This window comes from Streptomyces sp. NBC_00358, assembly GCF_036099295.1.
Taxonomy (GTDB): domain Bacteria; phylum Actinomycetota; class Actinomycetes; order Streptomycetales; family Streptomycetaceae; genus Streptomyces.
Genome location: NZ_CP107976.1, coordinates 7601436 through 7613962, shown reverse-complemented (window position 1 = coordinate 7613962; position 12527 = coordinate 7601436). Strand labels below are relative to the sequence as shown.

Genomic DNA, 12527 nt, shown 5'->3' with positions numbered 1-12527 from the left:
CCCCCTCGGGCGCACCAGCGTTGATGGGGGCGCCGACTACGTGGGCGACCCCGAGGAAAACCTCCGCAGCAGCGGCGAAAGCACGAGGACGGACTTCGTCCGTTCCACGAACGGCTCCCCCGCGATCCGTTCGAGCACCCGCTCGAAGTGCCGCATGTCCGAGGCGAAGACCTGCACCACCGCGTCCGCCTCCCCGGTGACGGTGGAGGCGGCCACGACTTCCTGATACCGCTCCAGGCCCCGCTGGATGGTCTCCGGCGAGGTGTTCCGCCGGCAGTAGATCTCGACGAAGCCCTCGGTCTCCCAGCCGAGCGCCGCCGGGTCCACCCGTACGGTGAACCCGGTGATGGCCCCGGTGGCCCGCAGCCGGTCCACCCGCCGCTTCACGGCGGGCGCGGACAGCCCGACCAGTTGCCCGATGTCCGCGTAGGAGCGACGGGCGTCCTCGGCGAGGGCGTGCACGATGCGTTCGTCGAGATCGTTCAGCACTGCGGGTGGTTCACTTTTCTGCGAGGAGTTCTACGGTTGCTCGGCGACGGGTTCCACGGTCGCCATCCGGGACCGGCGGTAGCCATAAGTGAAGTAGAACACGAGCCCGACGGCCATCCAGACTCCGAAGACCACCCAGGTCACGGCGGAGAGACTGGCCATCATCCACACGCACAGCAGGAAGCCGATGGCGGGCAGCACCGGAGCGAGCGGAACCCGGAAGGTACGGCGCATGGCCGGGCGCGTCCGGCGCAGCACGACGACGGCGACGTTGACCAGTGCGAAGGCGAAGAGCGTACCGATGCTGGTGGCGTCGGCGAGCTGGCCGAGCGGGATCGCGGCGGCGAGGACACCGCAGAACAGCGAGACGATGACCGTGTTGGCCCGGGGCGTGCCGGTCTTCGGGTGGACCTTGGCGAACACCTTGGGCACCAGGCCGTCGCGGCCCATCGCGAACAGGATGCGGGTCTGGCCGTAGAGCACGGTCAGCACGACACTCGCGATGGCGATGACCGCGCAGCCCGCCAGCAGCGTGCCCCAGAAGGTCTGCCCGGTGACGTCCTTCATGATCTCGGCGAGCGCGGCGTGCGCGTCGCCGAACTGCCGCCAGGGCATCGCGCCGACGGCGACGGCCGCGACGAGGACGTACAGGGCGGTCACGATGACCAGCGAGAGCATGATCGCGCGGGGCAGGTCGCGCTGCGGGTCCTTGGCCTCCTCACCGGCGGTGGAGGCGGCGTCGAAGCCGATGTAGGAGAAGAACAGGGTGGCGCCGGCGGCGCTGACGCCCGCCATGCCGAGCGGCATGAAGTGGTCGTAGTTGCCGGAGCGGAAGCCCTGGACGCCGATCGCGCAGAACAGCACCAGCGCGGCGATCTTCACCGTGACCATGATGGTGTTGGCGCGCGCGGACTCCCGCGCTCCGCCGAGCAGGAACGCCATCGCGAGCATCACCACGATGAGCGCGGGCAGGTTGAAGATGCCCCCGTCACCGGGCGGCGCGGACAGCGCGTCCGGAATGGTGACGCCGATGGTGCCGTCGAGCAGTTCGTTCAGGTACTCGCCCCAGCCGACCGCGACGGCCGCGACCGAGACGCCGTACTCCAGGACCAGGCACCAGCCGCAGATCCAGGCGATCAGCTCGCCCATCGTTGCGTACGCGTACGAGTACGAGGATCCGGCGACCGGAATGGTGCCGGCCAGCTCGGCGTAGGAGAGGGCGGAGAAGAGCGCCGTGAGACCGGCGATCACGAAGGACAGGGTGACCGCCGGCCCGGCCTTGGGGACGGCCTGACCGAGGACGACGAAGATGCCGGTGCCGAGCGTGGCTCCGATGCTGATCATGGTGAGCTGCCACAGGCCGAGGGAGCGCCGCAACGAGCCTCCCTCGCCCTGGCCGCCCTCCTCCACCAGGCGTTCCACCGGCTTTCGGCGCATGAGCCGCGCGCCGACCCCCGGGGAGGGCGCGGTCGACATGGGTGGGGACTGCGGGGGTGCGCCTTGGTCGAGCACGCGCTGGCTCCTTCATCGCTGTGGGTCGACGAGGACGGGAACCGGCGGCTCCCCCGACAGGAGGGACCCACCGAGCGGGGTTCCCGCCACGCCTGTGTACAGCGCTTGACCCTATGAGTCCGGCTTCACGGGCGTAATGCAGCAACCTTGCGCATCTCCGCAAGATCGTTGCGTTCATCGCATCCCGGCCGCGTGTTCGTTGCGCGGGGCCTTTCGATGGTTGCGTGAGGCGCCTTTCGGCGGGCTACCGGGCCACGGAGACCGCTGAATTGACGGGTCGTCAGCTCTCTTCCGGATCTCCTTCCGAGGCCACCCGCGCGTACGGTCCCGTCACCCAGCAGGGACACGCGTACGGCCCCTGCTCCCGGGAGGGAACAGGGGCCGTACGGGGAACGGGGGCGGTCAGCTCCAGCTTGCGTGCAGGGGCTTGCCCTCGGCGTAGCCCGCCGCGCTCTGGATACCGACGATCGCGTTCTCGGCGAACTCCTCCAGGGAGTTGGCGCCCGCGTACGTGCAGGAGGAACGGACGCCCGCGATGACGGAGTCGATCAGGTCCTCGACGCCCGGACGGGACGGGTCGAGGAACATCCGCGAGGTGGAGATGCCCTCCTCGAACAGCGCCTTGCGGGCGCGGTCGTACGCGGACTCCTCGCTGGTGCGGTTCTTGACCGCGCGCGCGGACGCCATGCCGAACGACTCCTTGTACAGCCGCCCGTTGGCGTCCTGCTGGAGGTCGCCCGGCGACTCGTACGTGCCGGCGAACCAGGAGCCGATCATGACGTTGGACGCACCGGCGGCCAGCGCCATCGCGACGTCACGGGGGTGGCGGACACCGCCGTCGGCCCACACGTGCTTGCCGTACTTCTTGGCCTCCGCCGAGCACTCCAGGACCGCGGAGAACTGGGGCCTGCCGACGCCGGTCATCATGCGGGTGGTGCACATGGCGCCGGGGCCGACACCGACCTTGATGATGTCGGCACCCGCGTCGATGAGGTCCTTGACGCCCTCGGCGGCGACGATGTTGCCCGCGACGATCGGCACCTGCGGGTCGAGGGCGCGGACCGTCCGGACGGCGCTGATCATCGACTCCTGGTGGCCGTGCGCCGTGTCGATGACGAGCGTGTCGACGCCCGCGGCGAGCAGCTGCTTGGCCTTGCCCGCCACGTCGCCGTTGATGCCCACGGCGGCGGCGATGCGCAGCCGGCCGCCCGCGTCGGTGGCCGGCGTGTACAGGGTGGCGCGCAGGGCGCCCTTGCGGGTGAGGATGCCGGCCAGCTTGCCGTCCGCGTCCACGGCGGGGGCGTAGCGGCGGTTGGCGCCGTCGAGCCGGTTGAACGCCTCTCGGGGCTCGATGTCGGCGTCGAGGAGCAGCAGGTCCTTGGACATGACCTCGGAGAGCTGGGTGAAGCGGTCCACACCGGTGAGGTCGGCGTCGGTGACCACACCGACCGGACGGCTGTTCTCGTCCACGACGACGCCCGCGTTGTGCGCGCGCTTGGGCAGCAGCGCCAGCGCGTCGGCGACGGTCTGGTGGGGTTCGAGGCGGATCGGGGTGTCGAGCACCAGGTGGCGCCCCTTGACCCAGGAGACGACCTCGGTGATGACCTCGATCGGGATGTCCTGCGGAATGACGACAAGGCCCCCGCGGCGGGCGACGGTCTCGGCCATCCGGCGGCCGGCGATCGCCGTCATGTTGGCGACGACGAGCGGGATGGTGGTGCCCGTGCCGTCGGGAGAGCTGAGATCCACGCCCTGACGCGAGCCGACAGCGGAGCGGCTGGGCACCATGAAGACGTCGTCGTACGTCAGGTCGTACGGGGGCTGGATGTCGTTGAGGAAACGCACGTGCCTGCACATCCCAGTCGATCAGAGGTGGCCCCCGGACAGGTCAGCCAGGGGGAAGAGCACGTACTTCATTGTCCCACGACAGCCCCCGTACGGTCGCCGGACAGATCATCCAGGCTGGTCAGGGGGCAATTGGTCGGATCCTCCAAGGGTGAGGACGACCGAGAGCGTGGCGTCGAACTGCTGGTAGTGGCCGGAGGCCGACTCCAGGACCTCCTGGGCCGTCTCCCACTCGTCGGGCCGCGTCCTCGCGTAGGGGCGCCAGCCGGTCACGACGAGGAGCCTGCCCGGGCTGGCCGGTCCCCAGTCGGGGTCGCCGAGGACGTCGGCGAGCGCGTCCCAGTTCCGCCCGAACCACTCCGGCAGGTCGAGGGCGCGGACACAGCGCGCCATGAAGCCGGCCTTGTCGAGCACACCGGTGAGATCGAGCTCCGTGACCTGCCATCCGGCGGAGCGGCACACCTGCGCGAGCGGACCGTGCGTCATCTCAGCACCGCCTTGAACGAGTTGTAGTGATCGTCGGTGTAGAAGATCTCCCCGTGCCGCCCGGTGACGATGCGCCGGGCCCCGCGGTCGCCTTCGCCCGGGGTCCGCACCGTGTACTCCTGGTAGTACCCGTTGGCCTCCCCGGGCAGTTCCCGCTCGAAATTGCCGAAGACGGCGCCGTCCTTGGCGTACGGGAAGGGGCCTCCCCGGTCGATGAGCACGAGGGTGGCCCGCGCTTCGGCGGGGAGCGCGGCCGCTGGGACGACCGGCAGGCCGCCGGCCCAGGAGGGGACCGCCGCGCCACCGCTCGCGGCCGTGGCGGCGGAGTCGCCGGGGGCGGCGGTGCCCGTCGACGAGCAGCCCGCCAGCAGGACCGTCAGACAGACCAGCAGTCCCGCGAGCAGGCGGCCCGCGAACGTGCGAGGGGACGGCCGCAGCAGCATGACGTCGATGCTGCCACGGCCGTCCCCTCGCGGCGCGCTCTGGGTGTTCTCCTCAGGGCCCGTCCGGGTCGGCCCGGTTCAGCGCCGGGCGCGGCGGCGGTCCCGCCGTCATCAGCGCGTCCGCGGCCGAGGTGTCCGTCACCAGACTGGTGACGAGCCCGGACCGCAGCACCGCGTCGATGGCGGCGGCCTTTCGCTGCCCGCCCGCTATGGCGACGACCTCGGGGATACGGCGCAGCCGGTCGGCCTCGACCGTGATGCAGCGCTCGCCGAGGTCACGCCCGACCCGCCGGCCCTCGGCGTCGAAGAGGTGCGCGGACATCTCGGCGGCGACACCGAGGGACGCGTAGTGGGCGCGCTCCTCGTCGCTGAGCATGTCGTGCACCGTGGAGATGCCCGGCTCCCACGAGCCGATGGAGACGCAGGCGACCGTGACCTTGTCGAAGTACTCGAAGGCGCGGGCGATCCCCGTCTGGTTGCGCAGCGCCGCCGCGGTGGCCGCGTCGGGCAGCAGCATCGGCGCGTAGATGGGGTGGGCGTCGCCGCCCGACACCTGCGCGGCGCGCCGGACCGCCTCGACGGAGCCGCGCTCGGCGGTACCCGCGTCGTACACCCCCGTCAGCTGCACCACGGTGCACGGCGGGAGCCGGTCGAGCGCCGCCGCCATGTGGATCGTGGAGCGGCCCCAGGCGAGACCGAGCACATCGCCCTCGTTGACGAGCTCGCCGAGCAGGTCGGCGGCCACCTCGCCGAGGTTCTCCGGGTCGGGCGACTCCTCGGCCTCGGCCGGGGACTCGACGACCACGGCGTGCCGCAGGCCGTAGCGGGCACGCAGCGCGTCCGAGCGCTCCGCGTCCAGCTCGGCCGGGACGCGGATCTCGATCCTCACGAGATCCCGTTCGAGAGCGGTCTCCAGGACCCGGGCCACCTTGAAGCGGCTGACGCCGAACTCCTCGGCGATCTGGATCTTGGATTTGCCCTCAAGGTAGAAGCGGCGGGCCATGGCCGCCGCCTGGACCAGCTCAGCGGGTCCCATCCGCATGGCTGACCGGCCCGCCGACATACCCGACACGGCGATCTCCTCACTTCTGTTCACACTCTGGATTCGCCGTTCATCCTTGCAGATCCGGCGCACTTGATCCGCCCTGATGGGCGGCGTTCACGTTCCCTTGGTTCAGTGGTCGCACGCCCACGACGCATGGGCCGTCGCCTCCTGTGCCTGGGTGCGCAGTGCACGTACCGCCTGGGCCGGGTCCGCCGCCCCGTACACCGCCGATCCGGCGACGAACACGTCGGCGCCCGCCTCCGCGCACCGCTCGATGGTGGACGCCGAGACACCGCCGTCGATCTGGAGCCACAGTTCCAGGCCGTGCTTGCTGATCAACTCGCGCGTGCGGCGGATCTTGGGGAGCATGATGTCAAGAAAGGCCTGACCCCCGAATCCGGGCTCGACCGTCATGATCAGCAACATGTCGAGCTCGGGCAGCAAGTCCTCGTACGGCTCGATGGGGGTCGCCGGCTTGAGCGCCATGGAGGCACGGGCACCCTTGGCCCGGATCTCACGGGCGAGCCGGACGGGCGCGGCGGCGGCCTCCACGTGGAAGGTTACGGAGCCCGCACCGGCTTCCACATACTGGGGAGCCCACCGGTCGGGGTCCTCGATCATCAGATGGCAGTCCAGCGGTGTGTCCGTCGCGCGGGCCAAAGACTCCACGACCGGCACCCCGAGCGTGAGGTTCGGTACGAAATGGTTGTCCATGACGTCGACATGGAGCCAGTCCGCGCCTTCCACCGCCCTTGCCTCCTCGGCAAGACGGGCGAAGTCGGCGGACAGGATGCTGGGGTTGATCTGCACGGCCATGCCCCAAGACTGCCATGTCCCGGGCCGGTTGCCCGCCTCGGTCCGGACCTGGGTTGTTCCGCGGATGTCCTACGACCCTCCGGCATGCCATGCTGGGCGGCCCAGCGGCGCCGCGTCCGACCTCGGGGGTGGGCATGAAGCAGCTCGACGCCTGGAAGCGGGCGGCCATCGGGATCGTGTGCGGACGCCGGTCCAAGTGGCTGGTCCTGGCCCTGTGGCTGCTCGTGCTCGTCTTCGTGGCACCGCTCGGCGCGAAGCTCAGTGACGCCCAGGACAACGACGCCCAGTCCTGGCTGCCGGGCTCGGCCGAGTCCACCCAAGTCCTCGACATCTCGAACGAGTTCCGGCCCGAGCAGATTCCCGCGGTCGTCGTCTACGCGCGCCCGGACGGTCTGACGGCACAGGACCGCCGGCAGATCGCCGAGGACGTCCAGCAGGTGAAGGCACTGCGGGAGCACGGCGTCCGCGGCGCGGAGACCCGGGGACCGGCCTTCGACCGGCCCGTGGATCCGCGCGCCGCGCAGATCTACGTCCCCATCACGATGGACGCGGCCGGCTGGCAGCGGATCTCCCCCGCCGTCGCCTCCATCCGCGACCAGGTGGGCAAAGGCGGCGACGGGCTCTCCGTGCACGTCACCGGGCCCGGCGGTACCGCCGCGGACTCCTCCAACGCCTTCAAGGGCATCGACTCGACCCTGCTCTACGCCGCGATGGCCGTCGTCGTCGTGATGCTGCTGATCACCTTCCGGAGCCCCACCCTGCTGTTCGTCCCGCTGCTCGGCGTGGTCGTCGCGCTGTTCACGGCGCAGGCGCTGATCTATCTGCTGGCGAAACACGCCGGTCTGACGGTCAACGGGCAGAGCGCGGGCATCCTGACGGTGCTGGTGTTCGGCGCGGGGACCGACTACGCGCTGCTGCTGGTCGCCCGCTACCGCGAGGAGCTGCGCCGCCACGAGGACCGCCACGAGGCGATGGCACTCGCCATGAACCGGGCCGGTCCGGCCATCCTCGCCTCCGGGGCGACGGTCGTGCTGAGCATGCTGGTGCTCCTGGTCGCCGAGATGAACTCGACGCGCGGTCTCGGACCGGTCGCGGCGATCGGCGTGGGCGTCGGCCTGCTGACCATGCTCACCCTCTTCCCCGCCCTGCTGCTGGTCTTCGGGCGCTGGATCTTCTGGCCCGCCGTCCCGCACGTCGGCTCGGCCGATCCGACCAAGAGCGGCGTCTGGGCGCGCATGGGCCGCCGGATCGCCCGCCGCCCCCGGACGACCTGGGTGGCCACGGCACTGGCGCTGGGGGTGCTGTCCCTGGGGCTGATCCAGTTGCGGGCCGCGGGCATCTCCAACGCCGACACCTTCACCGGGAGACCGGACTCGATCGTCGGCCAGGAGGTCTCGGCACGCTACTTCCCCGCGGGTGACGGGGATCCGCTGGTGATCGTGTCCAACACGGCGCAGGGCAGAGAGGTCGGCCGTACCGTGGCGGCGGACCCGGGGGTGGTGCCGACGAGCATCGGCGTGCCGCCGGGCACCGCGCCCGAGCACGGCGGCCGGGTGCTGTTCGAGGCGACGACCCGTGCCCCCTCCGACAGCGCGGCGGCGAAGGCCACCGTCGAGCGGGTGCGCGACGCGGTGCACGCCGTACCCGGCGCCGACGCGAAGGTGGGCGGCGGCTCGGCGGCCCTGCTCGACATGGAGAAGGCCCAGACGCACGACAACTACCTGGTGATCCCGCTCGTCCTGCTGGTGGTCCTGCTGGTCCTGAGCGTCCTGCTGCGCGCTCTGGTCGCTCCGCTCCTGCTGATCGGGACCGTGGTGCTGTCGCTGGCCACGGCCCTCGGTGTGAGCGCGCTGGCCTTCCGGCACATCTTCGACTACGCGGGCGAGGACGTGGCCTTCCCCCTGTTCGTCTTCGTGTTCCTGGTGGCGCTCGGCATCGACTACAACATCTTCCTGACGACGCGCATCCGCGAGGAGGCGGGGCACCGGGGGACTCGCGAGGGTGTGGTGACGGGGCTCGCCACCACCGGGGCGGTGATCACCTCCGCCGGTCTCGTCCTCGCGGGCACGTTCGCGGCCCTCGGCACCCTGCCGATCGTGGGCTTCGCGGAGATCGGCTTCGCGGTCGCCCTGGGCGTGCTCCTGGACACCTTCGTGGTGCGCTCGGTACTGGTCACCGCGCTCTTCCTCGACGTGGGCCCCAAGGTGTGGTGGCCCCACCGGCTCGCCCACGAGGACGGCGGCGTCCCGCCCCCGGACGCGGCCGAGCCGGACGCTCCCGGGGCCCCCGGAACACCCGGCGAAACCGAAGGACCCGGGCAGGCCTCGGACCCGGCTTCGCCGCCCGGCTGACGAAGCGAACCGCGACAGGCGGACGCGGTGGGCAGCGCGGCGCCGCCCACCGCGGGCCGGACGAAACCAACGGCCGGACGGGCCGGACGCGCCGGTCGCGCCGTGGGGTCAGCCGGTTCTGCGGATCAGGGCCAGGTACATCGCGTCCGTCCCGTGCAGATGCGGCCAGAGCTGTACGTCGGGGCCGTCCCCGAGGCCGGGCACGCCGGGCAGCAGCGGACGGGCGTCGAACAGTTCGGCGGAGCCGCCCTCGAAGTGCTTGAGGACGTCGTCGACGACCGCGCGGGTCTCGGCGAGGTGCGGCGAACAGGTCGCGTACCCGACGACACCACCGACCCGCACCGATTCGAGCGCCGTACGCAGCAGCCCGCGCTGGAGCGTCGCGAAGCCGTCGAGGTCCTCGGGGCGGCGACGCCAGCGGGCCTCGGGACGGCGGCGCAGCGCGCCCAGGCCCGTGCAGGGAACGTCCATGAGCACCCGGTCGAAGGTGCCGGGCCGCCACGGCGGGCGGGTCCCGTCGGCGGCGATGACCTGGTAGGGGCCGGGGTTCCCGGCGAGCGCCTTGGCGACGAGCCCGGCCCGGTGCGGCTGCTTCTCCGAGGCGAGCAGCGTCGCGCCTCGCCGGGCGGCGAGGCCCGCCAGCATCGCGGCCTTGCCGCCGGGTCCGGCGCAGCCGTCCAGCCAGGCCCGGTCGGGCCCGTCGAGCGGCGCGTTCGCGAGGGCGATCGCGACGAGCTGGCTGCCCTCGTCCTGGACGCCCGCGCGGCCCTCGCGGACGGCGTCGATGGCGCCCGGCTCCCCGCCCTCGGTGAGCCGCACGGCGTACGGCGACCAGCGCCCGGGCAGCGCCGAGTCCTCGTCGAGGGCGTCGAGGAGTTCCTCGGCGGTGGAGCGTCCGGGCCGGGCGACGAGGGTCACCTCGGGCCGCTCGTTGTCGGCCTCCAGCAGGTCCTCGATGCCGGCCCGGCCGCCGCCCAGCGAGTCCCACAGCGCGGAGACGACCCAGCGCGGGTGCGAGTGCACGACGGCGAGATGGTCCTCGGGGTCGTCGTCGTACGGCGGCGCGACCTGCTCCAGCCAGGCGTCGAGGTCCTGCCGCGCGACCTTGCGCAGCACGGCGTTCACGAACTTGGCCCGCCCGTCGCCGAGCACCACCCGGGCCAGCTCGACGGAGGCGGAGACGGCGGCGTGCGTGGGGATGCGGGTGCCGAGCAACTGGTGGACGCCGAGGCTGAGCACGTCGAGGACCGGCGGGTCGACCTCCCGCAGCGGCCGGTCGACACAGGCCGAGATGACGGCGTCGTACGTCCCCTGGCGGCGCAGCGTGCCGTACACCAGCTCGGTGGCGAGCGCCGCGTCCCGTGTGTCGAAGTCGCCCTTCTCCCGCGCCTTGCGCAGCAGCGGCGGCAGGACGAGGTTCGCGTACGCGTCCCGCTCGTCCACGGCCCGCAGCGCCTCGAAGGCGAGCATGCGGACCGGGTCCTTCTGGGGGCGGCGGTAGGGCTTGCCGGGCTTCTGCGGCCGACGGGGCTGCTCAGTCACGAAAAAGGTGCTCCGGATCCAGGAAAAAGATGCGCTTATCAGCGTACGCCGCAGGGCCGACGTCAGACGCCGAGGCGCTCGCCGGAGGCGATCCGCACCCCGCGGGCCCAGTCCGCCGCGCGCATCGGCTTCTTGCCCTGGGCCTGCACCCAGAGCAGCTCGACGGCGTACGAACCGGTGCCCACGTACACGTTGTTCTTGGCGACGAACAGCTCGCCGGGGGCCAGGTCCGTGCGGTCGGGCACCGTGGCGACCTGGATGAGCTTGAGCCGCTCGTCCCGGAAGACGGTCCAGGAGCCGGGGGCGGGAGTGCAGCCGCGCACCACGCGGTCGACGCGCAGCGCCGGGGCGGTCCAGTCGACGTGGGCGCTCTCGACGGTGATCTTCGACGCGGTGCTGATGCCGTCGGCGGGCTGCGGTACGGCCTTGAGCGTGCCGTCCTCGATCCCGTCCATCGTCGCGGCGAGCAGTCCCGATCCGGCGAAGGCGAGCCGCGTGAGCAGGTCCCCGCTGGTGTCGGTGGGCCGGATCTCCTCGGTGACGGTGCCGTACACCGGCCCCGAGTCGAGGCCCTCCTCGATCAGGAAGGTGGTGGCGCCGGTGATCTCGTCGCCGGCCATGATCGCGTGCTGGACGGGGGCGGCGCCGCGCCAGGCCGGCAGCAGGGAGAAGTGCAGGTTGACCCAGCCCTGGGCGGGGATGTCGAGGGCGACCCGGGGCAGCAGCGCCCCGTACGCGACGACGGGACAGCAGTCGGGGCCGATCTCCCGCAGCCTGGCCAGGAATTCCTCGTCCCGGGGCTTGGCGGGCTTGAGCACCTCGATCCCGGCCTCCTCCGCCCGCACGGCGACCGGACTCGCGACGAGCCGTCGCCCCCGTCCGGCCGGCGCGTCCGGCCGGGTCACGACTGCGGCCACCTCGTGCCGCCCGGAGGCGATCAGGGCGTCCAGGGCGGGAACGGCGACCTCGGGGGTACCTGCGAAGACGAGCTTCATGGGTGGCGGTTGGCCTCTCGGGCGGGAGCTCTTCCATCCCCCGCGCGCGTGCCGGTTCAGGCGGAGCACGGGGCAGCGCACCAGTCTATGCCGCGCGCGGCCCAAGGGCTCGGGGGTTCCGCACGGGGCCAAGGCCTCGGGCCCGCGCGGACGGTGCGGCCCGCGGATCACCACGTCGGGGGCGGTCCGCGCACCGGCGCGGGCGATGCGGTGCGGGCGGCGCGGGCGGTGCGGTGCGGGCGGCGCGGGCCGCCCAGCGGCCCGAGGGGGCGCGTCCACCCCACAACGGGGGGCGTACAGATGAGGACGCGCCCCGTGCATATGCCCCTGCGCCCCCGCAGCGTGACCACTCACCCGTCCACGCGTTGGTCAAGAAAGAGTTGACCACAGCGGGCTGCGGATGAGCGGTCCGATCCTTTTCAACGCCGGTTCGAGAGGCTTGTTCATGGCCGACCACGCAACCCACGACGCCCAGGCTCGGGCCAGCCTGCACTTGCTGGTGCGGGACATCGAGCGGGTCCGCCGGCAGGTGGACGCACTGCGCACGCTCACCGCCCAGTTGGGCAACGTCTACCGCCCGCGCCGTTCCGGCCCGTCCACGGGCTTCGTCGTCTACGGACGCGCTCCCGCCCCGACCGTCCGTCTCGCCCAGGAACTCCGGGACAGCGTCGAGACCCTGGTGACGGCCGCCGTGGACTTCGACCGCTCACTCGGCTTCTCCTGGGACGCGGTGGGCTCGGCCCTCGGGGTCACCAAGCAGGCGGTGCACCGCCGTTACGGCGCGCGCCGCGCCGCCGCCCAGGCCGCCGCCGAGGCGGAGCGGGCCACGGAGACGACCGACACGCGCGCGGTCGCCGTCAACACCGCCCTCCCCTCGATGCCGATCGTCCCCGCCGCCCGCTCGATGCCGACCCAGCCGACGGCCGGCAGCCCCACGCTCCGCGACGAGGTCAGGTCCACGGCCTTCCCGGCACCGCGCAACGGCTGACCGGCCCCCGAGACG

General features: G+C 72.1%; 11 protein-coding genes. 2 read left to right on the top strand and 9 right to left on the bottom strand.

Annotated elements, in window-relative coordinates:
* Positions 1–36 precede the first annotated feature (36 nt).
* From OHT01_RS32580 to rpe, 7 genes are all read right to left on the bottom strand, one after another.
* Positions 37–489, bottom strand: coding sequence for an Lrp/AsnC family transcriptional regulator (locus OHT01_RS32580; protein ID WP_015661832.1), 453 nt, complete (start codon positions 487–489; stop codon positions 37–39).
* 30 nt (positions 490–519) lie between these two features.
* Positions 520–2001 (bottom strand): amino acid permease, encoded by a 1482-nt coding sequence (locus tag OHT01_RS32575; protein ID WP_328556677.1) that lies wholly within the window; start codon positions 1999–2001, stop codon positions 520–522.
* 402 nt (positions 2002–2403) lie between these two features.
* Positions 2404–3858, bottom strand: a complete 1455-nt coding sequence (locus OHT01_RS32570) for a GuaB1 family IMP dehydrogenase-related protein (protein WP_328556676.1) — start codon at positions 3856–3858, stop codon at positions 2404–2406.
* Positions 3859–3954: 96 nt separating this feature from the next.
* Complete coding sequence (locus tag OHT01_RS32565) at positions 3955–4332, bottom strand: barstar family protein (RefSeq protein WP_328556675.1); 378 nt, start codon at positions 4330–4332, stop codon at positions 3955–3957.
* Positions 4329–4775 carry a ribonuclease domain-containing protein gene (locus OHT01_RS32560; RefSeq protein WP_328556674.1) on the bottom strand — a complete coding sequence of 149 codons (447 nt, stop codon included), beginning with the start codon at positions 4773–4775 and terminating at the stop codon, positions 4329–4331. The genes OHT01_RS32565 and OHT01_RS32560 overlap by 4 nt, the downstream gene beginning before the upstream one ends.
* A gap of 52 nt (positions 4776–4827) precedes the next feature.
* Positions 4828–5871 (bottom strand): sugar-binding transcriptional regulator, encoded by a 1044-nt coding sequence (locus OHT01_RS32555; RefSeq protein ID WP_261702744.1) that lies wholly within the window; start codon positions 5869–5871, stop codon positions 4828–4830.
* 78 nt (positions 5872–5949) lie between these two features.
* Entirely contained in the window at positions 5950–6636 is a 687-nt protein-coding gene (rpe, locus tag OHT01_RS32550; protein WP_328556673.1) for a ribulose-phosphate 3-epimerase, read from the bottom strand.
* A gap of 134 nt (positions 6637–6770) precedes the next feature.
* On the opposite strand from rpe, the gene OHT01_RS32545 reads away from it, so the two are divergent.
* A complete protein-coding gene (locus OHT01_RS32545) occupies positions 6771–8987 on the top strand; it encodes an MMPL family transporter (protein ID WP_328556672.1) in 2217 nt (738 codons plus the stop codon).
* Between the two features lie 108 nt (positions 8988–9095).
* On the opposite strand, the gene OHT01_RS32540 is transcribed toward OHT01_RS32545, so the two are convergent.
* Positions 9096–10529: an RsmB/NOP family class I SAM-dependent RNA methyltransferase gene (locus tag OHT01_RS32540; RefSeq protein ID WP_328556671.1), complete on the bottom strand. Its 1434-nt coding sequence runs from the start codon at positions 10527–10529 to the stop codon at positions 9096–9098.
* A 62-nt stretch (positions 10530–10591) separates the two neighbouring features.
* Positions 10592–11524, bottom strand: a complete 933-nt coding sequence (gene fmt, locus OHT01_RS32535) for a methionyl-tRNA formyltransferase (RefSeq protein ID WP_328556670.1) — start codon at positions 11522–11524, stop codon at positions 10592–10594.
* Positions 11525–11969: 445 nt separating this feature from the next.
* On the opposite strand from fmt, the gene OHT01_RS32530 reads away from it, so the two are divergent.
* Positions 11970–12512: a hypothetical protein gene (locus tag OHT01_RS32530; RefSeq protein WP_328556669.1), complete on the top strand. Its 543-nt coding sequence runs from the start codon at positions 11970–11972 to the stop codon at positions 12510–12512.
* Positions 12513–12527 lie beyond the last annotated feature (15 nt).

What these genes read in the sequence shown, in the direction of transcription:
- OHT01_RS32570 (WP_328556676.1), bottom strand. Translation starts at nt 3,858, where the DNA reads ATGTGCAGGCACGTGCGTTTCCTCAACGACATCCAGCCCCCGTACGAC.
- OHT01_RS32565 (WP_328556675.1), bottom strand. Translation starts at nt 4,332, where the DNA reads ATGACGCACGGTCCGCTCGCGCAGGTGTGCCGCTCCGCCGGATGGCAG.
- OHT01_RS32560 (WP_328556674.1), bottom strand. Translation starts at nt 4,775, where the DNA reads ATGCTGCTGCGGCCGTCCCCTCGCACGTTCGCGGGCCGCCTGCTCGCG.
- rpe (WP_328556673.1), bottom strand. Translation starts at nt 6,636, where the DNA reads ATGGCCGTGCAGATCAACCCCAGCATCCTGTCCGCCGACTTCGCCCGT.
- OHT01_RS32545 (WP_328556672.1), top strand. Translation starts at nt 6,771, where the DNA reads ATGAAGCAGCTCGACGCCTGGAAGCGGGCGGCCATCGGGATCGTGTGC.
- fmt (WP_328556670.1), bottom strand. Translation starts at nt 11,524, where the DNA reads ATGAAGCTCGTCTTCGCAGGTACCCCCGAGGTCGCCGTTCCCGCCCTG.
- OHT01_RS32530 (WP_328556669.1), top strand. Translation starts at nt 11,970, where the DNA reads ATGGCCGACCACGCAACCCACGACGCCCAGGCTCGGGCCAGCCTGCAC.